Origin of the sequence: Blautia hominis (assembly GCA_002270465.1) — a bacterium.
Taxonomy (GTDB): Bacteria; Bacillota; Clostridia; order Lachnospirales; family Lachnospiraceae; genus Blautia; species Blautia hominis.
In genome coordinates, this window is sequence record NQOF01000003.1 from 678,701 (window position 1) to 703,006 (window position 24,306).

10 protein-coding genes and 2 tRNA genes are annotated in these 24,306 nt (G+C 43.9%); 9 read left to right on the plus strand and 3 right to left on the minus strand.

The window, feature by feature from the left end; translation table 11 throughout:
* Window positions 1–343 precede the first annotated feature (343 nt).
* On the plus strand, window positions 344–9,049 hold the full coding sequence (locus tag CI595_RS13545; RefSeq protein ID WP_095173945.1) for an Ig-like domain-containing protein: 8,706 nt from the start codon (window positions 344–346) through the stop codon (window positions 9,047–9,049).
* 230 nt (window positions 9,050–9,279) lie between these two features.
* Window positions 9,280–11,196, plus strand: coding sequence for a GBS Bsp-like repeat-containing protein (locus CI595_RS13550; RefSeq protein ID WP_095173947.1), 1,917 nt, complete (start codon window positions 9,280–9,282; stop codon window positions 11,194–11,196).
* Between the two features lie 64 nt (window positions 11,197–11,260).
* Here CI595_RS13550 and CI595_RS13555 read toward each other — a convergent pair.
* Both CI595_RS13555 and CI595_RS13560 read right to left on the minus strand, forming a co-directional pair.
* A tRNA-Leu gene (locus tag CI595_RS13555) sits at window positions 11,261–11,344 on the minus strand.
* 170 nt (window positions 11,345–11,514) lie between these two features.
* Window positions 11,515–11,598: transfer RNA gene (locus tag CI595_RS13560), tRNA-Leu, on the minus strand.
* A gap of 462 nt (window positions 11,599–12,060) precedes the next feature.
* On the opposite strand from CI595_RS13560, the gene CI595_RS13565 reads away from it, so the two are divergent.
* From CI595_RS13565 to CI595_RS13575, 3 genes are all read left to right on the plus strand, one after another.
* Window positions 12,061–13,134 carry a carbamoyl phosphate synthase small subunit gene (locus tag CI595_RS13565; protein ID WP_095173949.1) on the plus strand — a complete coding sequence of 358 codons (1,074 nt, stop codon included), beginning with the start codon at window positions 12,061–12,063 and terminating at the stop codon, window positions 13,132–13,134.
* On the plus strand, window positions 13,134–16,331 hold the full coding sequence (gene carB, locus CI595_RS13570; RefSeq protein WP_095173951.1) for a carbamoyl-phosphate synthase large subunit: 3,198 nt from the start codon (window positions 13,134–13,136) through the stop codon (window positions 16,329–16,331). The genes CI595_RS13565 and carB overlap by 1 nt, the downstream gene beginning before the upstream one ends.
* 360 nt (window positions 16,332–16,691) lie before the next feature.
* Entirely contained in the window at window positions 16,692–17,564 is an 873-nt protein-coding gene (locus CI595_RS13575; RefSeq protein ID WP_095173953.1) for an undecaprenyl-diphosphate phosphatase, read from the plus strand.
* A 110-nt stretch (window positions 17,565–17,674) separates the two neighbouring features.
* Here the strand turns inward: CI595_RS13575 and CI595_RS13580 are convergent, their stop codons facing one another.
* Window positions 17,675–19,654 carry an oxidoreductase gene (locus CI595_RS13580; RefSeq protein ID WP_095173955.1) on the minus strand — a complete coding sequence of 660 codons (1,980 nt, stop codon included), beginning with the start codon at window positions 19,652–19,654 and terminating at the stop codon, window positions 17,675–17,677.
* Window positions 19,655–19,860: 206 nt separating this feature from the next.
* On the opposite strand from CI595_RS13580, the gene CI595_RS13585 reads away from it, so the two are divergent.
* The 4 genes from CI595_RS13585 (at window position 19,861) to arcC (ending at window position 23,956) form a co-directional block, all read left to right on the plus strand.
* On the plus strand, window positions 19,861–21,402 hold the full coding sequence (locus tag CI595_RS13585) for a helix-turn-helix domain-containing protein (RefSeq protein WP_158661417.1): 1,542 nt from the start codon (window positions 19,861–19,863) through the stop codon (window positions 21,400–21,402).
* A gap of 54 nt (window positions 21,403–21,456) precedes the next feature.
* The gene (locus CI595_RS13590; protein ID WP_095173959.1) at window positions 21,457–22,242 is read left to right on the plus strand and encodes a threonine/serine exporter family protein; all 786 of its coding nucleotides are present in this window, start codon (window positions 21,457–21,459) and stop codon (window positions 22,240–22,242) included.
* The gene (locus CI595_RS13595) at window positions 22,239–22,706 is read left to right on the plus strand and encodes a threonine/serine exporter family protein (RefSeq protein WP_095173962.1); all 468 of its coding nucleotides are present in this window, start codon (window positions 22,239–22,241) and stop codon (window positions 22,704–22,706) included. The genes CI595_RS13590 and CI595_RS13595 overlap by 4 nt, the downstream gene beginning before the upstream one ends.
* A 320-nt stretch (window positions 22,707–23,026) precedes the next feature.
* Window positions 23,027–23,956, plus strand: coding sequence for a carbamate kinase (gene arcC / locus CI595_RS13600; protein WP_095173964.1), 930 nt, complete (start codon window positions 23,027–23,029; stop codon window positions 23,954–23,956).
* Window positions 23,957–24,306 lie beyond the last annotated feature (350 nt).

A 24,306-nucleotide genomic window follows, 5' to 3' on the forward strand; every position in this document is an offset into this window, starting at 1 on the left:
GGGGACAGTTTATCTTGTTCTTTAATAGTATATAATTTCAAAGTTTAAGTCAAGATATTCGTTTGATTTCATTTGAAAGTTTGTTGCTGCTTTCTGATTCTCTAATTCAATATTAGAAGACGTTAAAAGTAAAGTACGAGAATTGCAGTTTACAGAAAACTATTTTAGGAAAGCGGTAATTAGTTACAGCTATTAAGCGTTTTATGGTAGAAAAGTCTTTGAATTGATGATAAACTATAATTAAAAGTTTTTAAATTATTGTATTATGGGCACTTGTTAAAAAGGAGGTTTGATAAGGGGGAATAGTTAGAAAATAAAAGAGGACTGAAAGGAGAAAAGAAAAATGAGAAAAAGATTTCAAAAAGCTATGGCATGGATACTTGTTATTTTGATGACAGTTACATATCTGCCTATGGATGTATTGGCGTCTCAGGAAGAGCAAGGAATTATACGGACAAACAATCCGAATATGGATGATGCCAAGGTCCGGAATACGGCAGAGGAAGGAGAAGCGGTTACAGAAGAAAAACAAGAACAAAAAGAATCACAACAGCAAATACAGGAAGATAATAACATGCAAAATAATGTTATGCCTGAAAGCCAGGAGGCAGATAGTAACAGTGAAGTTTCTGTTACATCCCTAAGTATAACAAGGATGCCGTATAGGCTGAGCTATTACTGTAACAGTGCGCTGGATAACAGTGTTAGCATTAAAGGGATAGAACTTCTTGCCTCATACAGTGATGGTCATACGGAGGTTTTGGATACACAGGATATATGGACGATCCAAGACAGTTATGGCAACATATTGGACTGGAAGTGGGAATATGAATGGCTGCAGACGCCTGGAGAATATGAAATTACTCTGCGCCTGGAGGATGCTGTGACAACGGTTCCTATCCGGACAAAAGCTGTATCGGAGGAAAATATTTCTTCGCTGACTGATTTGAAAACAGCGCTGGAATTTGAGCAAAATACAGAAGGGGACTGGTTTGCACCAGCTATTTTAAAAATCAAAGAGGCAGGAACCTATGTAGTCGAGAACAATATTGAAAATCAGCAGATAGATGTTTATACAGAGACAGGTGAATATATAGATAATGATTGGAGAAAAAGTACCAGATGGCATCTGAAAGCTGATACAACATATATATTTATCTTCAAAAATTGGGAATATGAGGAGGGGCAGGAATATGATGCATCAGCCTGGAAAAGTGCCAGTGTGGAAAAGGTTGAGATAATTAACCAGCCGTATACCTTAGAATATGTACAGTATCTGGATGCCAGTTGGTTTTCAGATGGATTACGTGTACAGGCAACCTATGATAATGGTGAAAAAACCGTGTTGGGGTATGCAGAAGATGGCGAGTATATTTATTATGATAAATACGGAAGCTATTTATCATATGATTTCGGAAATTATGCGTGGTGGGAAATTATTTCTGAGCCGGGAGAGTATAGCATTAATGTTTTTGTAGAGGAAATAGCAGCAGAGGAACCAGTCAGATTACGCGTGCTGCCTGTTGATGAGGCGGTTACTGCTATCAATGTGGATGAGGAATTCTTTTTTTCAACGGTTCCATCTAAAACTGTTTGGAAAAAATTTATTCCTGAAAAAAGTGGGAAATATAACTTGAGTGCATCATCATGGCTACATTTATATGTATATGACCAAGCATTTGAATGTGTGATCGATACTTACGATATAAAAACGCCTGTTGAATTAGAAGCAGGAGATACCTATTATATTGGGTTTCAAAGCAGCAGTTTTGATGAATTTACCGGAAAAATCAATGAGATTCCTAATATCAAAAATCTAACTATGATACAGGAGCCCGTTAAAAAAAGTTATATTGAACGTCTGGATAGGGGGTATTTTCTGGATGGCCTGGAATTAGAACTTACATACGAGGATGACAGCACATACATAATGTCATACGAAGACATCGGCTATGAGGAATGGGTAGATCCGTTTGGCAACACATTGCAGATTGAGATCAGGAATGAAAATGAGGAAGGGAATTGGTGGTCACAGGCAGGAAATTGTCAAATGATATTGTCCATTCAAGATAAGAGTGTGAGTGTGGACATTACAGTAGAAGAGATTAGCGGTGATAGTGTTCCTGTTTTAACAGATACAGATCAAATTATTTCGCTTAAGGAAACAGGGAGCACTTATGTACAGTTCACCCCGGAAGATGATGGAACATATGGTTTCAGATTTGACAGGGATATGAATTGCTATCTATGTGATCTGGATAGCGGTAATCGTGATGAGTATTATTTTGGTACACAGTTTAACCTGCAGCTTACCCAGGGGACTACCTGCTATATGGAGGTAAACAGCGCTTATAGTGAAGATGATACGGAATTTTCCGGAAAAGTTATCAGCATTCCATCTCTGGAGCAGGTGGAGATTATTTCGGGGCCTGATTTTACAGAATATGTTTCAGGGCTGACAGACGGTGATATTTCTATACACGGGCTGCAGCTGCGTCTTGTCTATAGTAATGGGGAAACGACATCTATAGAGTACCAGAGACATAACGAATCTATAGATAAATACGGAACACAGGTAATATATAGGGGCATCAAGGAATCAGATGCTGCAGTGCTGGAACCAGGTGTTTATACAGCGGTATTTGCGGCTGGTTCTATCATACAAGAGGTGCCTGTAACAATTAAAGCTTTTTCCGATGTAGAAGTTACGCATCTTGAAGAAAACAAGACAGTGGAGGGAAAGAGTGGGGTTGGCTATCAGTATTTTTCTTTTACTCCGCCGGAGGATGGCAGTTATCAGTTCCGTATAGAAGATGGAAAAGAAGTCTATTGGAAAGAGGAAGGCGGTCCGCAAGCTGAACAGATGTGGGTCGATAATACGTCCATAGAATTGAAGAAGGGCTGTACCTATGTGTTCGGGATTAAATCCACAGAAAAAAGCGTATATGAAATTACTTTGAATAGAATTCCAAAAGTGGAAAGCATAAAGATAAAAGAAATGTCTCCTACAGAGTTTTATTATGGTGCGGAGGACAGTGCTTTTAATATGCAGTATAGGTGTGAAATTATATACGAAAACGGTGAAAGGGAAATCTGCAGCAGATATGGTACTACGAAATATGGAATGAGTCTGCAGATCCAAAGTCCTTATGATAATGATAGCCTGAAGGACAAAAATGGGTTACTTCCTGTAGGAGAATACGACGTAAGTATTTGTCTGGGAGAAGCAAGTGCGATTGGCAGAATTACTGTGCTTCCATTGGATGGCGCCAAAAAAATTGAAAAAGATACTAATATTTTCCTGGATTCTTTTAATTTTTATAAATTCATTCCGGACGAAACCGGCAATTATCAATTCAAAGCAAATACAGCCATGAATGTAAGTGTATATGATTCCAATATGAGGTTGTATACCCGTGAATATTATGAAAAGGAAATGTTATTGAATAAACTGAAAGGCGGAAGTGTTTACTATATCCTGGCGGAAACCAATGAAGGCAAAAGTAATACATGGTTTCAGATCACAAGAAGTAAAGAAATATCAAGAATCCATGTAGATACTGCAGATATCAAAACAGAATATACGCAAAACTTGGATAGTGTAGATTTTGATCATTTACATGTAAATGTTTTCTACGAGGACGGCACACAGGAAACATTTAAATCTATAGGGACCAATAGTGAATTTTCCATTGATTATGAAAATATTGGAGAACCATTAGTTGAAGTGGGTACTTATCCTGTGACGGTTTCTTATAAAGGAGTAGAAGATACCTTTGACATTAGCTGCATTCCTATGGACACAACAGAGTTTGGGCAGTTAGAAGAGGGAAAATTAAATACGATTAAGTTTTCTTTTGGGGAAAGGACACAGATATTTAAATTTATACCTTCAGAAACAAGAAATTATATTTTTTCCTCCTATTATACTAATGGCTATGGGAATGGGGAAATCCAGGTATGGGATGACAGCGGAAACTGTATAATTGAGAAAAATCCAGATCTTCATAGTGGTGTTTTAGCTAACATGGAGGGAGGAAGGGAATATCTGGTACGTATTACAGGAGATAACAGAAACAGCCTTGACCTCAGGATTACAAAAGCGCAGTGGAATATTAAAAGTATGGAGTTCCAGGAATCATCTATAAAAGATTATTATTTATTTGATTCTTATAGCCCCGGGAGCGATGAATATGAGATCTCAGTGGATGTGGTGTATGAGGATGGCCACAAAGAAACGCTTAAAGATGGTGAATACGGAAGATATGGAAGAAAGATGGTTTTACGCACCAGGCTGGAAGGAAGAAATGATTCTACCATTAAAGCTGAATATATGGGAAAGACAATTTATGGAAACATAAATTTGTGTGGATACGACGAGGCACCGCTTAAAGAAGTCTTTTTAGGAGATAACATAGTAAAGCCGGACCGCAGAGTGAATGCTTTTAAATTTTTACCAGAAGAAGATGGAACTTATTATTATGAGTATGACGATGGTAATTCTTTCTACAAAGGCTGTTTCTTTGATACTAGAGGAAATCAGAAAAATACATTGGAGAAGGGCAAAGCTTATTATCTGACCCGCTATGTATATGATACAGCAGACAATGTGAAAATCACTGTTAAAAAAGCAAAAGAGATAAAAGAAATCAAAATTAAATCAAGGCCCGCAAAAACTGTTTATGTACTGGGGAGAGATAATAGTCTTAGTAACGAAGGATTAGTTCTTTCTGTTACATATACAGATGGCACTGCCAGAGACATGGATTTTACAGAATTTCGTTATGAGGGCATCGAATTAACATATCCGAATCTGGGAAGTGATTTGTATGGTCAGGAACCAGGGGAATATAAAGGAGTTGTAAGCAGTGGCCAGATAAAGGCATCCTTTGACATTCAAGTGCTTTCTTTAGAGGAAGGGGCGGAAAGCATAAAGATGGATGAGGTAAAAGTAAGTGACGCAGCTGGCAGCAAGTTATACCGATTTACTCCTGAAACAGACGGGTATTATTGGTATCCGATGATCAATGTTACGATGTATGATGGAAATGGCCAGTGGTATGACCCGGAGAATTATGCAAGTGGAGGTGAAAATAAGGCTTTAATTCATACGGAGGCACAAAAAGACTATTATTTTAAAGTGGATTATGATACATCTGGTCAGGAATTTCAGGTTACACATCAAAAGATGGTTTCTGATATCCAGATCAAAGACAATACTGTGTTTGTAATGGCAAACACGGATGCGTTTGAGATTTTACAGCCAGCGACCATTGTATATGAGGATGGTACAAAGGAGAGCTTGAATTTGGGCGAAGCCTCTAAACTTAATGGAGCGTCCCTGGAGATATCTGCTTTAATCGGAACTGGGGCACCAGGGATGCATGTTGCAGTGGTAAAATACCTTCATAAAAAAATAAATTGTAACCTCCAGGTAGTTACGCCACAGGAGTATGGAATACAGGAGCTGTCTTTAGGGAAAACGGTGAAAATAGAACAAGAAAATACTTTCCTAAAGTTTAAAACTTCGGATAAGACCTATTACAGGTTCCTTACAGATTCTAAGTCGGTTGGAGGATTGTATATTTATGAAAATGACTATTTTAACGATGAAGTCTCAATCCGGGCGACCATAACTGAAAAAACTTCTGGTCTTGTCCTGCTAAAACCAGACACGATATACTACTTAAAGGTCGTAGGTTTGAAAGGGGATTCTCTGGGGTATAAGGCGGTTTCCGGTATTAAGAAATTGGAACTGGAAAGGCAGGAGGAACTCTATGAAGGTGATTATATTAACAATGATGTTATCAGGGCTTTTTATTCAGGAACCCAATTTAAGATAACAGATACAGATGGCAATACATGGACTGAGGAATATGATTATGGCAGGTTGATAAATGCTATATTTGTTGAAATGGTTGAGCCTGGAGGAGTGGCATCTGAAGGTGGTTGCGAAGTATTGATAACATATGGTGACAAACAGATCATAGACACAATTCCTATTGTGAAGCCAGATAATTCTAAATACCTGATAGATTTGGGAGATGGAGGAAAAGGAGTATACCGCAATAACAGGTCACGGTGGAACCAGGTATTTAAAATAACACCATCTATGGACGGACTCTATAAAATCAATATAAGTGCATATGGTTTGCCATGGTATGTGAGATTCAGGCTTATAGATGAGAATGGAAAAACCTATTGGGCGAATAGCGAAAGCTTGTATGAGGGATTGGCGAGAGAATTCTCTTTAGAAAAAGGGAAAACGTATTATATTGTTCTTATGTCATATGCAAGTGAAGTAGAGCGTGCCGTAAATGTGGAAGTTGTTCCAAAATCTATTTTGGTGCCAGTAAAGGAATTAAAACTCAGTGCATCACAGATTGATTTTACAAAACCAGGAGATACAAAACAGCTTACTGCCTCTGTAACTCCATCAAATGCCACAAATAAAACCGTAATATGGGTTAGCAGTGATGAAACAGTGGCTAAAGTGTCAGGCGGCAAAGTAACAGCAGCAGGCCCAGGAACCTGTGTGATAACTGCCAGCGCCGGAGGGGTGACGGCAAGCTGCAAGGTGACGGTAAAGGCGCCGGCAGAGAAGATTTCACTAAACAAAACCTCCGCTACAGTTTACACTGGTAAGACCTATACTTTGTCACCTGAGCTGACGCCATCCAACAGCACAGATACCGTAACATGGACTTCGTCAAATACAAAAGTGGCAAAAGTTTCGTCTAAGGGTGTAGTGACCGGTGTGGCAAAAGGAACTGCCACGATAACTGCAAAAACAACCAGCGGAAAGGCGGCTGTCTGTAAGGTAACCGTGAAAACAGCAGCAACGAAAGTGACACTGTCCAAGACGTCAGTTACTGTGAACAAAGGAAAAACCTACACGCTGAAAGCAACCATGTCACCGTCAGGTGCAAATGACAGCTTGCAGTGGAGTAGCTCCAACAGCAAAGTGGTAAAGGTTTCCGCATCCGGTGTTGTGACAGGAGTTGCCAAAGGTTCTGCAACAATTACAGTAAAGACGGGAAGCGGAAAAACTGCATCATGCAAAGTGACAGTAAAAGTACCATCCACAAAGGTTTCTCTGAGCAAAACATCTATTTCTGTAAATAAAGGAAAAACTTATACTCTGAAAGGAACTTTATCACCAAGTGACAGTACGGATAGTCTGAAATGGAGCAGTTCCAATACGAAAATTGCGAAAGTATCCTCTTCGGGTATTGTTACAGGTATAGAGAAGGGCAGTGCAACTATTACAGTGAAAGCCACCAGTGGAAAAACTGCATCATGCAAAGTGACAGTAAAAATCCCATCCGCAAAAGTGACTATGAGTAAGACATCTGTTTCAGTTAATGTTGGAAAAACCTATACTTTAAAAGGCACCATGTCACCCAGCAACACAACGGATACCTTGAAATGGACCAGTTCCGATACCAAGATAGCTAAGGTATCTTCTGCAGGTGTAGTCACAGCAGTGGCAAAAGGAAATGCAACGATTACAGTCAAGACAACCAGCGGAAAGACTGCCACATGTAAAGTGACTGTGAAAGTGCCGTCCACCAAAGTGACAATGAACAAAACTTCAGTGTCTGTCAATGTAGGAAAGACATATACATTGAAAGGAACCATGTCTCCAAGCAACACAACGGATATTATGAAATGGAGCAGTTCCAATACAAAAGTGGCTAAAGTATCGTCTGCAGGCGTGGTGACAGCATTAGCAAAAGGAAGCGCAACGATTACAGTCAAAACAACCAGCGGAAAGACCGCTACATGTAAGGTCACGGTAAAAGTGCCGTCCACGAAAGTGGCCATGAGCAAGACGTCAGTGTCCATCAATGTGGGAAAAACTTATACCTTAAAAGGAACCATGTCACCTGGCAATACCACAGATACTCTGAAATGGAGTAGTTCTAATACCAAGATAGCAAAAGTTTCTTCTGCAGGTGTGGTCACAGCAGTGGCAAAAGGAAGTGCTACGATTACAGTAAAAACAACCAGCGGGAAGGCCGCCACATGTAAGGTCACAGTAAAAGTTCCGTCTACTAAAGTGGCTATGAATAAAACTTCAGCGTCCATCAACGTGGGAAAGACATACACCTTGAAAGGAACCATGTCACCGAGTAACACAACGGATACCATGAAATGGAGCAGCTCCAATACAAAAATAGCCAAGGTTTCTTCCGCAGGTGTAGTTACTGCAGTGGCAAAAGGAACAGCCATGATCACGGTTAAAACCACCAGCGGCAAGTCTGCCACCTGCAAAGTGACAGTGAAGGTACCGTCTACAAAAGTATCTGTGAGCAAGACATCTGTTTCCATAAATAAAGGAAAGACATACACATTAAAAGGTACTATGTCGCCAGGCAATACCACAGATACTCTGAAATGGAGCAGTTCAAACACAAAGGTGGCCAAGGTATCCTCATCAGGTGTGGTGACTGCAGTGGAAAAGGGAACAGCTACGATCACAGTAAAAGCCACCAGCGGAAAGTCTGCCACATGTAAAGTGACTGTGAAAATTCCTTCCACCAAAGTAGCACTCAGTAAAGCATCAATCAGTATCTATAAAGGAAAAACATATACGCTGAAAGGAACTCTGACGCCGGGGAATGCTACGGATACACTGAAATGGAGCAGTTCTAATACAAAATCAGCATCCGTATCAAGCAGTGGAGTGGTAAAAGGCATTAGTGCAGGGACGTCCACAATTACAGTGAAAACCAGTAGCGGAAAAACAGCCACCTGCAAAGTTACTGTAAAGGAAATAAAGGCTACGTCGGTTAAATTTGAGAGTGGAGAGATTAATTTGATTTCCGGTCAATCGGCAAAAGTTGGTATAACTGTTCTTCCAGCCAATACAACTGACGATATCACCTGGAGCAGTTCAGATGAAAGTATCGTGCGGGTATCGGCAGATGGTACCATATCGGCAGGAAAGGAGGGAGAAGCTTTTATTGAAGCAAAGGCTTCCGGTGGGAAGAAAAGCAGTTGTAAAGTCATTGTGTCTGCTTCAACGGAAGGTGTTGAAGAATAGATGGGATTTTTAATTTTTTACTGATAAGGTATAATAAAATAATTCCAGTAATTTGAAAAAGCGATCAGGCTGCAGAGTACTATTCTGCAGCCTGATCGCTTTTATAATATTTACCTAAAGATTCCTTAATGATTGTATTGCAAATACTTGTCTGAGTGTGTTATCTTGTATAAAGAAGGTTTTGTAAAGGCTGACAGCCAAAATAAATCTATATATAGTTGGAGCGTAATATGGACACAAAAGATGAAGCTAAAGAAGAATTAAAACAGGATTCCCCGGAAAATGAAAACATGAAGTATGCTGCACACAAGAAAATAATAAGGATCATAGTAATAGCAATAGGCTTTCTGGTTGCTTTTCTTTCCTTACTGGTAGCCACCAGCATATCCTGGATGTTCAGAACCTGGACAGGACTTACTATGAATGAGCTTATGTTTCACATACAGTCGCCTCTGCAGGGGACGGATAATGGTATTATTATCAGCTACATAGTATCATGTGTTCTTGTATCTATAGGTGTTATTCTTCTGGTAGGTATTATATATAAAATTGTGAAGAAAAAAAAGGGATTGATACTTTTAACTTCCGCGGTTATATCAGTCGCAGTTGCAGGGACTTCCATAAATTATATGTGGAGCAGACTGGATATAACGGCGTATGCCAGTAATAAAAGTACATACTCCACATTCATTGATGATAACTATGTAGATCCCAAATCGGTCAGTATTACTTTTCCAGAACAAAAGAGAAATTTAATTTACATCTATTTGGAATCTATGGAAAATACTTATGCAGACAAAAATCATGGAGGTGCATTTGAGAAAAATGTTATTCCGGAACTGACAGAGCTATCAAATAAAAATGAGAATTTTTCGGGCGATCATGAAACATTAAATGGTGGCGTTTCCCTAAATGGAACCGGGTGGACGGTTGCGGCTATGTTTGCGCAGAGTTCGGGACTTCCACTTTTGATTCCCATTGAAGGTAATTCCATGAATGAACAGGATACATTTCTGCCGGGACTGACTACAATCGGAGATATCTTAAAGGATGCAGGGTATTCCCAGAGCCTGGTTCTTGGGTCTGATGCAAATTTTGGTGGCAGAAAGCTGTTTTATACTCAGCATGGAACTTATGATATCTATGATTATTACTACAGCAAAGACCAAGGCCAAATACCAGAGGATTATCATGTTTTCTGGGGATACGAAGATATTAAATTGTTCGAGTTCGCAAAACAGCACCTGTTGGAAGTAAGTGCTTCTGAAGAACCATTTAATATGACTATTTTAACAGTAGATACTCACTTTGAAGATGGGTATGTTTGCGAAGACTGTCAGGAAACTTTTGGAGATGATCAATATGCGAATGTTATGGCCTGTTCCAGCAAACGTGTGGCTGAATTTGTAAATTGGATTCAGGAGCAGGATTTTTATGAAAATACAACCATAGTCATTTCCGGAGATCATCCGACTATGGACAGTGATTTTTGTGAAGATGTGGAAAATAGTTATGAGAGAAAAGTCTATACTACTTACATAAATTCCGCTGCTGATACAAAAAGTGATGCTTACAGACAATATACTACTTTTGATAATTTCCCAACTACGCTGGCAAGCTTAGGGGCAGAAATAGAAGGTAACCGATTAGGTTTGGGAACCAATTTGTTTTCGTCAGAAGCAACTTTACTTGAAAAATATGATAAAAACACAATAGAAACTGAACTTGACAAAAAGTCAAAACTAATGGATAAGCTTACGGAAGATATTGTAGTAGCAGAGCCGGAAGAAGACCTGACAGCCGAAGCAGATACGGAAGATGACTCACCGGAGCAGCCAGAAATAACATCAGCAGAAATTGAGGTGACATCATATGATTTCAGAACCGGAAAATATGAAATATTTGTGAGAAACCTGCCGGTTGATTCAAATGTCCAGGCCTTACGCTGTGCTGTATGGGCAGAGGAAGATCAGAGTGATCTAAAATGGTATGAGGCAGAGTTACAGCCAGACGGTTCCTATGTTGCAAAGGTATGGGCAGCAGATTTTGCGTTCAAGGTATCAGAATATAATATCCATATTTATTCATTAGATACGGAGGGGGAACCACATTTGCTTGCAGAGTCAATTGGTGAAATAACTAGATAAAAAAATCCCAGGTGCATTCAGCCGCCTGGGATATATTTTAATCTGATTTTAAACAAAAAAAGGATGCAGGAGATGGGACTTGAACCCACACGATATTGCTACCACAGGCACCTGAAGCCTGCGCGTCTGCCAATTCCGCCACTCCTGCATCTTCTATTAAATTCGTGTTCTCTCGAACACAAGTGATATATTACACGATTCGGACAAGAAAGTCAATACCTTTTTTGAAAAAATTAAAAACTCCTGATCACAAAAGATCACCGGCCCATATCAACCGCAGCCATCGCTATAAATCACCGTTAAAAAATAAAAAAAGGATGCAGGAGATGGGACTTGAACCCACACGATATTGCTACCACAGGCACCTGAAGCCTGCGCGTCTGCCAATTCCGCCACTCCTGCATCTTCTATTAAGTTCGTGCTCTCTCAAGCACAAGACATATATTACATGATTTTACAGGAAATGTCAACACTAATTTTCAAAGTTTTTAAAAAAATTAACGCAATTCACGTTCTCGACATTTTGTGCCTATTTTTCCTTACAAAGAATACCATTCTATGATCCTTCCATATTAAAAAATGACAAAAACCCTCCGTCATAAAATTATCCCATATTTCCGTCATAATAAGGAAATGCTAACTACATAATCTACATTCTCATCCCCAAATATTAAAACATTCCATCATACGGGATCCATACAGCCGGATATTTCAAAACCTTCTAAATCCAGGCTGTGAAAAAACCGCGAAAAAACAAGAAAAAAAGGTTGAAAAACACTACATGTTGTGATACACTTTTTACAATTTGGGGAAAATTTGGGGAACCATTAACAGTGCGCTATAGAAAGGAAGACAGGTGAAAGCATGAAAGCATTTTTAATACTGGAAGACGGCACCGTCTTTACCGGGACCAGCATAGGGTCGAAGAAAGAAATTATCAGTGAAATCGTCTTTAACACCTCGATGACAGGTTATCTTGAAGTTCTTACAGACCCTTCTTACGCCGGACAGGCAGTCTGCATGACATATCCTTTGATCGGTAATTATGGCATTTGCCATGAGGACCAGGAATCTTTAAGACCATGGCCGGACGGCTATATTGTCAGGGAAATATCCCGTATTCCAAGCAACTTCCGCTGTGAAGATACCATACAGAATTTCCTGAAAAGATATGACATTCCCGGAATCGCGGGGATTGATACCAGAGCCCTTACTAAAATCCTGAGGGAAAAGGGCACCATGAACGGCATGATCACCACCAATGCAGATTATAAACTGGAAGAGGTTCTTCCAAAATTAAAAGAATATACCACAGGCAGAGTCGTGGAACGGGTAACATGTGAGGAGAAAAAAGTGCTGAAGGGCAGCGGACCAAAGGTGGCTCTCATGGACTTTGGTGCAAAAGACAATATTGCCCGGTCTCTGAACCAGCGCGGATGCCAGGTCACTGTGTATCCGGCGTTTACCAAAGCGGAGGAGATCCTTAAAGATGATCCTGACGGCATTATGCTCTCAAATGGCCCTGGAGATCCGAAGGAGTGCACATCTATTATAGAAGAGATCAAAAAACTTTATGATTCCCAGGTGCCGATCTTTGCGATCTGTCTTGGACATCAGCTTATGGCGCTGGCAACAGGTGCGGATACCAGGAAGATGAAATACGGCCACAGAGGCGGAAATCACCCCGTAAAGGACCTGGAGACAGGCAGGGTATATATTTCATCACAGAACCATGGATATATGGTAGATACGGACACTCTGAACCCTCAGGTGGCGGTACCCGCATTCGAGAATGTCAATGACAAAACAAACGAGGGATTAAAATATACGGGTAAGAATATTTTTACCGTGCAGTTTCATCCGGAGGCTTGTCCAGGCCCCCAGGATTCCGGATATTTGTTTGACAGGTTTATGAAAATGATGGAGGTGAGCGAATAATGCCGAAAATTCAGGATATAAAAAAGGTGCTGGTGATCGGCTCCGGCCCGATCATTATCGGACAGGCAGCTGAGTTTGATTATGCGGGAACACAGGCGTGCCGCTCTCTGAAGGAAGAGGGCATAGAGGTTGTTCTTCTGAATTCCAATCCGGCTACCATTATGACCGATAAGGATATTGCGGACAAAGTTTATATCGAACCTCTGACTGTGGAGGTAGTGGAACAGCTTATCCTCAAAGAAAAACCGGACAGTGTTCTGCCTACCCTGGGCGGCCAGGCCGGACTGAATCTGGCTATGGAGCTGGAGGAGAGAGGTTTCTTAAAAGAACAGAATGTGCGCCTGATCGGAACCACATCGGAGACCATCAAAAAAGCTGAAGACCGCCAGGAATTTAAGGATACCATGGAAAAGATCGGTGAGCCGGTCGCTGCTTCCCTGGTTGTTAAGACCGTGAAGGATGGTATTGCCTTTACAAATGAAATCGGATACCCGGTGGTTCTGCGTCCGGCCTATACTCTGGGCGGAAGCGGCGGCGGCATAGCTTATGACGAGGCGCAGCTTGTGGAAATCCTGGAAAACGGCCTTCGTCTCTCCCGTGTAGGTGAGGTGTTGGTGGAGCGCTGTATTGCAGGATGGAAAGAGGTTGAATACGAGGTTATGCGCGACGGCGCAGGCAACTGCATCACAGTATGTAATATGGAGAATATTGACCCTGTGGGCGTGCATACGGGAGACAGTATCGTTGTGGCTCCTTCCCAGACACTGGGGGATAAGGAATACCAGATGCTGCGGACTTCTGCATTAAACATTATCACAGAGCTGGGGATCACCGGCGGTTGTAATGTACAGTATGCCCTGAATCCGGACAGCTTTGAATACTGTGTCATTGAGGTAAATCCCCGTGTATCCCGTTCCTCAGCCCTGGCATCCAAAGCTACAGGCTATCCGATTGCCAAGGTGGCAGCCAAGATTGCCCTGGGCTATACCCTGGATGAGATCCCGAATGCGATCACAGGTAAGACTTATGCCAGCTTTGAGCCTATGCTGGACTATTGTGTTGTAAAAATACCACGTCTGCCTTTCGATAAATTTATCAGTGCCAAGAGGACTCTGACCACACAGATGAAGGCTACCGGTGAGGTAATGAGCATTTGCAATAACTTTGAAGGTGCTCTTATGAAGGCCATCCGTTCCCTGGAACAGCATGTGGACAGTTTGATGTCCTATGATTTCACAAATCTTTCCGAGGAGGAATTGACAGAAGATCTGAAGCTTGTGGATGATATGAGGATCTGGAGGATTGCAGAGGCTGTCCGCAGGGGTATTTCCTATGAAATTATCCATGCAGTGACCAAGATCGATCTGTGGTTCATTGACAAGATTGCCATTCTTGTGGAAATGGAGCAGGCACTCTCATCACAGGAGCTTACCGAGGAACTGCTCCGTGAGGCAAAGAGGATTGAATTCCCGGATAACGTGATCGCACGCCTTACCGGTAAAAAAGAGGAAGAGATCAGGGACCTGCGCTATAACTGGGGAATCACGGCAGCTTATAAGATGGTGGATACCTGCGCGGCTGAATTCGCGGCTGCCACACCCTATTATTACTCTGTCTACGGCGGGGAAAATGAGGCGGATGGAAAATCAGAGAAGAAAAAGGTCCTGGTTCTTGGCTCCGGTCCCATCCGGATCGGTCAGGGTATTGAATTTGACTTCTGTTCCGTACACTGTACATGGGCGTTCAAGAAAGAAGGCTATGAGACCATTATCATCAATAACAACCCGGAAACCGTAAGTACAGACTTTGACATTGCAGATAAGCTGTATTTTGAACCGCTGACTCCGGAGGATGTGGAGAATGTGGTAAATATAGAGAAACCGGACGGTGCTGTCGTGCAGTTTGGCGGCCAGACCGCCATTAAGCTGACAGAAGCCCTGATGAAGATGGGGGTAAAAATCCTGGGAACATCCGCTGAGGACGTGGATGCTGCGGAGGACCGTGAGCTTTTTGATAAGATTCTGGAGGAATGTCATATTCCCAGACCTCAGGGGCATACAGTATATACGGCAGACGAAGCGATCCGCGTGGCGAATACACTGGGGTATCCCGTACTTGTTCGTCCCTCCTATGTGCTGGGCGGACAGGGAATGCAGATTGCCATCAATGATGAGGATGTGGACCAGTATATTGGCATCATCAACAGAATTGCTCAGGAACACCCCATTCTTGTAGATAAGTATCTCCAGGGCAAGGAGATTGAGGTGGATGCCATCTGCGACGGGCAGGATATTCTGATACCCGGGATCATGGAGCATATCGAGCGCGCGGGTATCCATTCCGGGGACAGTATTTCCGTATATCCGGCACGCACGATCAGTGAGACGGCCAAGAAGACCATCGAGGAGTACACCAGGAGGCTGGCAAAATCCCTGCATGTTATCGGTATGATCAACATTCAGTTCATCGTGTGCGGTGAGGACGTATATGTCATCGAGGTCAATCCCCGTTCCAGCCGTACCGTGCCGTATATCAGCAAAGTGACAGGTATTCCCATTGTACCGCTGGCCACAAAGATGATCCTGGGGTACAAATTAAGAGAACTGGGATATGAACCGGGTCTCCAGCCGGAGGCAAAGCATATTGCCATCAAGATGCCTGTGTTCTCCTTTGAGAAGATCCGCGGGGCTGATATCAGCCTGGGACCGGAGATGAAGTCCACAGGAGAGTGTCTGGGTATTGCGGAGTCCTTCAATGAAGCACTCTACAAGGCATTTTTAGGTGCCGGCATTAATCTGCCTAAGCACAAGAACATGATCATTACAGTCAGGGATGAGGATAAGCAGGATATTGTACCCATTGCCCGGCGTTTTGAGGCACTCGGATACCGTATCTACGCAACCAGAAGCACAGCTAAGGTTCTGAGTGAGAACGGCGTGAAGGCTGTCCGCACAAATAAAATTGAGCAGGCATCCCCAAACCTGATGGATTTGATCCTGGGACATAAGATCGATCTTGTCATTGATACACCGTCACAGGGTGTGGAAAAAGCAAAAGACGGATTTATCATCCGGCGCAATGCCATTGAGACTGGCGTCAATGTGCTGACAGCACTGGATACGGCAGAGGCGCTTGTGACCAGCCTGGAGAATACAGATATACAGAAATTGGAACTGATAGATATTGCAGCGTTATAATATAATATTGTGGTAACTGTTCAGTGCCCTCACAGCTACAGGCAAAAATCCATGCAAAATCGCCTTTGGCGATGGGATTTTTCCTTGGCCGTGGTACACTTTCTTACGGTCAGCGCAGTGAATGCGCAGACCTACTGAATAGTTACATATTGTGACAGAAGGAAAGACAACCGCCGTATGATTATTTTTGCGGCGGTTTCTTAAATGTTCAGTCAGATCTGAGGAGTTATTTCGCTGGCTGTGTCTGAGATTAGTGGCAGTTGGCATTCGCCCCATCGCAGAGTGATTTTAGTGGGCGAATATGCATGACGATTCAGTGGACGGAATGGTCATGTAGTTTTTTACATAAGGGAGGGTGTAATGGATTTTATTGAATTACTGAAGGTTATTTTTCTTGGGATCGTGGAGGGCATCACAGAATGGCTTCCCATCAGCAGCACCGGTCATCTGATTCTGGTTGAAGAATTTGTAAAACTGGATGTGAGCAAGCAGTTCTGGGAAATGTTTATGGTGGTGATCCAGCTGGGCGCCATTATGGCAGTGGTGGTGCTTTATTTTAAAGACCTCTGGCCATTTCACAACAGGAGGCCAAAGCATCATAACGTGACTAAGATTGAGAAAACAGCCGGTTTTATCTGCCGTTTTGTGCAGATAGACAAAATGATCATGTGGTTTAAGATTGTGGTGTCCTGTCTGCCCGCGATCATTATAGCACTTCCCTTCAATGATTTTATTGAAGAGAAGTTCAATAATTATTTCGTGGTAGCTGTCATGCTGATTGTGTACGGCGTGCTGTTTATCCTCATTGAGGATTACAACAAGAAAAGGGACCCGGCAGTAAATTCTATTGCTGAGATTTCCTGGAAGATGGCCCTTCTTATCGGCGTATTCCAGCTTTTGGCTGTGATTCCGGGAACATCCCGTTCAGGAGCTACCATCATCGGGGGGATCCTTCTGGGGGCCTCCAGAACGGTTGCAGCGGAATATACTTTTTTCCTGGCAATACCGACCATGTTCGGTGCCAGTCTGCTGAAACTGGTCAAGTTCGGCCTGCATTTTACAGGGGCGGAGCTGATGATACTGGTTGTGGGAATGGTGGTTTCCTTCGTGGTCTCTATTCTGGCGATCAAATTTCTTATGGGATATATTAAGAAGCATGATTTCAAAGTCTTTGGATGGTACAGGATCGTACTGGGTGTCATTGTGCTTCTCTACTTTACGATAGCGGGATAAGGAATGGATAAAGACATGATAAAAGGGCATTGCAGTTGCAATGCCCTTTTGTCGTCTGTAAAACAGGGGTAAGCTATTTTACAGACAATAGAGAAATGGGAAACAATATGTCAGTAATCCCTGCCTATATTTCTGGCTGTCATATAGGCAGTGGATGTAGCTGCCGTGATATTTTTCGGGGTTACACAATCCCCAAGCATGTAGAATTCCGGTGCGCAGCAGGCAAGAGCAGTTGTCTCTTCCCGAAGCGGCTTCTGACCGGCTGCATAGACAACCTGGTCTGCCTCATAAAATCTGTCACCCTGCGGTGTATGGCAGGCGACCCCTGTATCCGTGATCCGGACAGCCTGGGTATTAAAAAGGATCTTAAGTCCGCGCTTTCTGATTTCCGCATGTAGTCCGAGCATGTGGAGGAAATTTCCTCCGTCGCTCATGTGGTCTGTCATCTCCAGGATGGTAACATCCTTCCCATAGCGGATGAGATGCAGTCCAAGTTCGATTCCTACCAGGCCGGCTCCCAGAATGATCACTCCGGGACCCAGCTTTTCTGCCAGAGGGTAGGCCTCCTGGGCAGAAAATACTTCTTTTCTGTCTATACCTGGTACCTGCGGCCGGGCTGCTTGTGCACCCAGGGCTGCGATGATGACGTCCGCGTTTAAGTCCTCCGCATATTCTGGCGTCACTTTCGTCTGCAGGCGAAGTTCTATATTATCATCTTCCTCAACACATTTCGCCTGCTGGTTTAAATAGTAATCCAGGTTTTTCTTAAAGGCGACGTTTTCTTCACAGCGAAGTACACCGCCCAGCCGCTCATTTTTTTCACAGAGAATAACGTGATGTCCCATTTTGGAACATGTTAGAGCTGCCTGCATGCCGCCCACGCCTCCGCCGACTACCAGAACCTTTTTCTTTACCTGCGCACAAGTGGGCGCATGGCGAAGCTCCAGTTCACGGCCGGATTCCGGATTGATGGCACAGTAGGGTTCACCGTTGGTCAGCTCGCTGGAAAAACAGGAGAGACAGCGCATACATTTTCTCGCTTTGTCCTCGTGTCCCGCGCGGATCTTATTTGGGAAATCCGGGTCCGCCAGCAATTCTCTGCCCAGTTCCACAACATCGGCTTTTCCTGAGGCAAGGATATCTTCCATAAGCCCAGGGTCTGAGAGAGCGCCAATGGTGGCTACCGGGGTGTTTACGTGTTTTTTGATCTCTGCAGCCAGATGCACATTGCATCCGTCCTCCAGAAACATACTTGGATGGGTGACGGCAAAAACTTCCTCCACCTCATGATTGCCGGCGGAGACATGGATCAGATCCGCGTGTCCGTCAAGTTGTTTGGCAATGGCAATGCCATTTTCTATGTCATAGCCTCCATCATAGCATTCGGAACCGCTGATGCGGACCTCCACGGGGAAACCTGCCCCGCAGGCTTTGTGAATGCCGTCCACGATGGAGAGCAGAAGTCTGCTTCTGTTTTCGATTTCCGGTCCGCCCCATTTGTCTGTTCTGGTGTTGGTAATGGGGGACAGGAACTGGTGCAGCATCCATCCGTGTCCTGCATGTACCAGAACCATGCCGAAACCGCATTTCTTTGCAAGGAGTGCTGCGTCTATGTATTTTTGGATGGTGCGTTCAATGATCTCCTCTGTCATAGGGCGGATTTTCCTGCCTGCACATTGGCATTCCACCGGGCCATAGGCAATACCTTTGGCCTCTGCTCCGAAAAAGGACAGATCGCGGTTGGCAAACATGCCGGTGTGCTGTAATTCCAGAGTTGGTACAGCGCCGTACTGGCTGATGCCATAGGCAATTCTGGAAATTCCCCGGTCTATATTGGGCGTATCAAGCGCAATATGTGTAGCTCCGCCTCTTCCAAGCTCCCCGTCAACAATTCCCTCGAAGGTGGCAACGCTGGCAGCGCCTCCCATGGCTTTTCTGCCATAGTAGGCCGCAGCGCCGTCGTTTAGATAGCCGTCGCCATTCAGGTTTTGGTAACCGGTCGGGGAGGCGAAGATTCGGTTACGGAAAAGTACATTGCCAAGCTGAATGGGGGCAAACAGATGAGGGTATTTAAAATCTGATTTTTTCATTGGGATCCACTCCTTTCACAAGAGTGTCTGTATTGCTTTTGCATGGAGCCTGCCGGCACGAAGCCTGGGAGGCCGGCAGGTAGAGTTAAGTTGCTCTGTCTTAATATTAGCCTGGAAACTGCTCTGTGTAAATCCATGAATCTGATTGCTTTTTTTGTCGGATGGTGTACAATGTGTATGATGGGTTGAAAAAAGGAGAATGGGAAATGAGACTGAACAGTATTATGATATATTACCAGCTGGCAAAACACTTTGAAATAAATCATGCACAATATTCACAACAGTATTTTGTGGGACGCCCTGTTTTTTATGAGACATCTGTCCATACAGAGGGGAGAGCTGTCATTGCAGATAAGGAGAATATACTACACTGTGTCAATTATTTGAGCGGCTGTGTCATCCTGTGTATTGGCTCCCGGGTCAATGCCTGGGACAAGGGAAATAACGATGTGATTTTTCTGGAGGAGGGGATTTCAGAGAAGACCCTTTTTAACGTACTGACAGAAATATTTGATGTTTTTGACAATTGGGAGGGAAAACTAACCGGGATTGTAAACGGAAATATTGGATTTCAGGAGATTTTAGACTGCTGTCAGATGGTTCTGCCGGAGCCTGCTGCACTGATGGACGGGGACTTTAAATACATTGCCTACTCAAGCGATGAGGGGATCTGCGGGAAATTTGTGGACGATATGAATCAGCTTCCCCTGGAGGATGTAAACGATCTGACCAGTATGCCCGGGTTCAAGGAGCTGGAAGAACGAAAAGAGGCGTTTGTCTATACCGCAGGGGAAGTGGTGATCTACAAAAACATTTATCATGAAGGGAGATATGCGGGCCGTTTGTCCCTGCTGATCCAGGAGGGACAGGAGGACGCGAAGACCGAATATGAGAAAGCGGTCTTCAACCATCTTGCCAGGTATGTGGAACAGCTTTATGACCAATGCGGAGGTTTTGAACTGGGCCCCCAGCGTCTGGCGGACCTGCATCACATGTTGAAAAAGTGTCTGGAGACGGATGGGGCGGACGAGGGAGAACTTCTGCGGTTATTATGGGCAAATAAAAATCTGCCGGGTGACATTTATTATATGCTTACTATCCGCGAGAACATTCTCCAAAAAGGAAAAGCATATAATATGAGATATCTCTGCTCGCAGATGGAACGGATGTGGCCCGGAGCATACTGTGTAACACATGACGGGGATATTGCCATGCTGTTTAACCGGAATATGTTCTCAAAATCCACAGATTTGGAGTTCCACAAGGAAATGGTGTATTTTCTCCGGGAAAGTGTGCTGGCAGCCGGGTGCAGCCGGGAGTTTACAGATATCTCCTGTATCCGCAGCGCTTACCGGCAGGCCGAATTTGCCATGGAGATGGGACTTAGGAAAAATTTTACATACTGTTATCATAAATTTGATGATTATGCGTTAGATTTTCTGTTAAAATACGGTGTGGGAAATTTTTTGCCGGAACAGCTCTGCAGCAGGGAACTGCTCACCTTGTACCGGTATGACAGGGAAAATGAAACTTCCTATTATAAAACACTTTTCACGTATGTACGTCTGCAGTACAATGCAGTAGCATCCGCAAAGGCGCTGTATATACACCGCAGTTCTTTTATAAACAGAATGGAGCGGATTCGGGAACTGATACATTTGAATCTGGAGGACCCGGAGGAGAGACTGTATCTGCTGCTGTCTTTTAGGATCATGGAGGAATACAGTTCCAAGAGCGGGGAAAAATGAAAACAACAAGCAGCGGGAATAACATTCTGCGGCAAGCAAAAATGGAGTGCATTTATGGAGAGCAGAGATAAACAGATTCTGGATTTGGCAATGGAGGCTGGCAAGACCTTGCTGGATGCCGGAGCAGAGATCTTCCGCGCGGAGGAGACTATACAGAGAATAGCCAAAGCCTATGGAATAGAAAAAAGCAGTACATTTGTCATGAGTACAGGGATCTTTTTGACAGCCGAGAGCAAGGGGCAGGACATTTATGCCCAGGTTAAGCATATCCCGATCAATTCAGCCAGGCTTAACCGGGTGTCAGCCGTAAACCAGCTTTCCAGAGAGATCGTGGAGGGAAGATACACGGTGGAGGAGGCATGGGAACAACTGGAGGCCATTAAGCAAATGCCCGGCAAAAGAGATTTTACCAGGATTTTGGCATCCGGTGTAGGGTCTGCCAGTTTCTGCTATGTTTTGGGAGGCGGCATCTGGGATGCGGCGGCCGCTTTCCTGTCAGGCTTTTTGCTGTATGTATTATTAGTTGCGCTGGAAAAAAGAGAGAAGAAAACGTCAAAGATTGTATTAAATTTATTGGGAGGATTCTGGGGGTCATTTTTAGCTGTGGTTTTCTACAGGCTGGGAGTGGGGGAAAATTACGGAAGTATACTGGTTGGCTCCATTATGCCTCTGGTACCCGGCGTCTCTTTTGTAAATTCCATCCGGGATTTTGCGGACGGAGATTATATAGGGGGCGGTGTCAGGATGCTGGATACCCTTCTGGTAGCCCTGGGCATTGCCCTTGGCGTGGGGCTTATGTATATGCTTTACTATAAAGTGACAGGGGGGATTCTCTTATGATAGTGATACAAGGTGCAGCGCAGTTTGTTGCTGCGTTTTTGGGAACGGTGGCTTTTTCCGTACTGTTTTCCGTACCCAGGGAACAGTATCCCCTGTGCGGTACCATAGGCGGTTTCGGATGGCTGATCTGCTGGATCTGTACCAATCCTTTCCATATGAGTGCAGTGACGGGAAGCTTTATAGCCACGGTATTTATCGTGACAGCCTCACGTATTGGGAGCACCATAAGAAAATGTCCGGTCACATTGTTCCTGATCGCCGGCATTTTTCCTCTTGTGCCGGGCATCGGAATATACCGTACCCTTTACTATACCCTGATGCAGGAAAGCGCACAGAGCCTGTATTACGGAAGGCAGACCCTTGGGATAGCATTAGCCATGGTGCTGGGGATCGTGTTTGTATTCGAGATACCACAGAAGACCATCAACAGGATTTTCAGAAAGAAACACCATGGCAAAAACTGATTATTTCTAAATTCATTCACGATAATAGAAACCTCGCAAAGCGTGGCCTCTATTATTTAAATTTTCTTTAGAGATTTTCGTTTTATTTTAGAAAATCGTCATAGTTTCATCACATTTCTTCCCTATAATAGGTCTTGGATAGTTGATAAACCACTCACTATCTCCCCCCTCAAGTTGAAAAAGCCCGGTACGCGAGTATCGGGTTTTTTCTTTTTCCACGGTTGCTTTTTTTCAGCGCCCTGTTATAATAATAATCATCGTAACTCTTCATTATCTTCGCAGTTACTAAATTATTATACCGTTGAAAAGGGGTACTTTATATGACAAAAAAGAGAGTAGTAGTGGCATTGGGACACAGAGCATTAGGTACCACATTGCCTGAACAGAAAAATGCAACAAAAAGAACAGCAAAAATAATCGCCGACCTGGTGGAAGCAGGTGCCGATGTGATCATCACACACAGCAACGCGCCCCAAGTAGGGATGATCCATACAGCAATGAACGAATTTGGAAAAGTGCATCCGGACTACACTGCAGTCCCCATGTCTGTATGTGCAGCAATGAGCCAGGGCTACATCGGTTACGATGTGCAGAACGCCATCCGGGCTGAACTTTTAAGACGCGGCATTTACAAACCGGTGAGCACAATCCTCACACAGGTCACAGTCGACCCATACGATGACGCTTTCCACGAGCCGGTCAAAGTGATCGGAAGGACTCTGACCGAGGAGGAAGCAGAGGCCGAGGAGAAAAAAGGAAACTACGTGACAAAGACAGAAAACGGTTACCGCAGGATCGTAGCTGCACCAAAGCCACAGGACATTGTGGAGATTGACGCCATCCGTGCCTTGGCCGATGCAGGCCAGATCGTCATTGCCTGCGGCGGCGGCGGAATCCCTGTCCTGGAGCAGGGGGAGGAGCTTCACGGAGCCAGCGCGGTAATCGAAAAAGACCTCATAAGCGGAAAACTGGCAGAGATGCTGGATGCAGACGAACTCCTCATCCTCACCAGCGTAGAAAAAGTATCCATAAACTACAAATCCGACACAGAGCAATACCTGGACCACATAACCCCGGCCCAGGCCAGACAATACATGGAAGAGGACCAGTTCGAACCCTCCACCATGCGCCCCAAAATAGAAGCCTCCGTAAGCTTCATAGAAAAGAAAAAAGGCCGCAAAGCCATCATTACCTCCATTGACAAAGCCAAAGCCGCCTACCTGGGCAAAACAGGCACCATCATAGAATAGACACAACATCTGCCCGATGTCCTGCTGATACGGATAACCCATGCAGCAGCCTGTGACAAGAATCAGGTACTTTGCCCCTTGTCACAGCATACCCTAATACAAAAGAACTAAAGCCCCAACATTCCCGAACCGCCCCATCTCCAACTTGCGGCTGTCCCGAGAATCCCAGCTTTAGTTCTTTTCTTTTCCAACCGCCGGAAGTACGCCTGCATGCTGTCATCTACGGGAATCCCAGCTTTAGTTCTTTTCTTTTCCAACCGCCGGAAGTACGCCTGCATGCTGTCATCTACGAGAATCCCAGCTTTAGTTCTTTTCTTTTCCAACTGCCCAAAATGCAGACTATTCTTCCG

Coding starts and splice junctions, on each gene's coding strand:
- CI595_RS13585 (WP_158661417.1), top strand. CDS start 19,861: ATGAGACTGAACAGTATTATGATATATTACCAGCTGGCAAAACACTTT.
- CI595_RS13565 (WP_095173949.1), top strand. CDS start 12,061: ATGAAAGCATTTTTAATACTGGAAGACGGCACCGTCTTTACCGGGACC.
- CI595_RS13590 (WP_095173959.1), top strand. CDS start 21,457: ATGGAGAGCAGAGATAAACAGATTCTGGATTTGGCAATGGAGGCTGGC.
- CI595_RS13580 (WP_095173955.1), bottom strand. CDS start 19,654: ATGAAAAAATCAGATTTTAAATACCCTCATCTGTTTGCCCCCATTCAG.
- CI595_RS13545 (WP_095173945.1), top strand. CDS start 344: ATGAGAAAAAGATTTCAAAAAGCTATGGCATGGATACTTGTTATTTTG.
- CI595_RS13550 (WP_095173947.1), top strand. CDS start 9,280: ATGGACACAAAAGATGAAGCTAAAGAAGAATTAAAACAGGATTCCCCG.
- carB (WP_095173951.1), top strand. CDS start 13,134: ATGCCGAAAATTCAGGATATAAAAAAGGTGCTGGTGATCGGCTCCGGC.
- arcC (WP_095173964.1), top strand. CDS start 23,027: ATGACAAAAAAGAGAGTAGTAGTGGCATTGGGACACAGAGCATTAGGT.
- CI595_RS13595 (WP_095173962.1), top strand. CDS start 22,239: ATGATAGTGATACAAGGTGCAGCGCAGTTTGTTGCTGCGTTTTTGGGA.
- CI595_RS13575 (WP_095173953.1), top strand. CDS start 16,692: ATGGATTTTATTGAATTACTGAAGGTTATTTTTCTTGGGATCGTGGAG.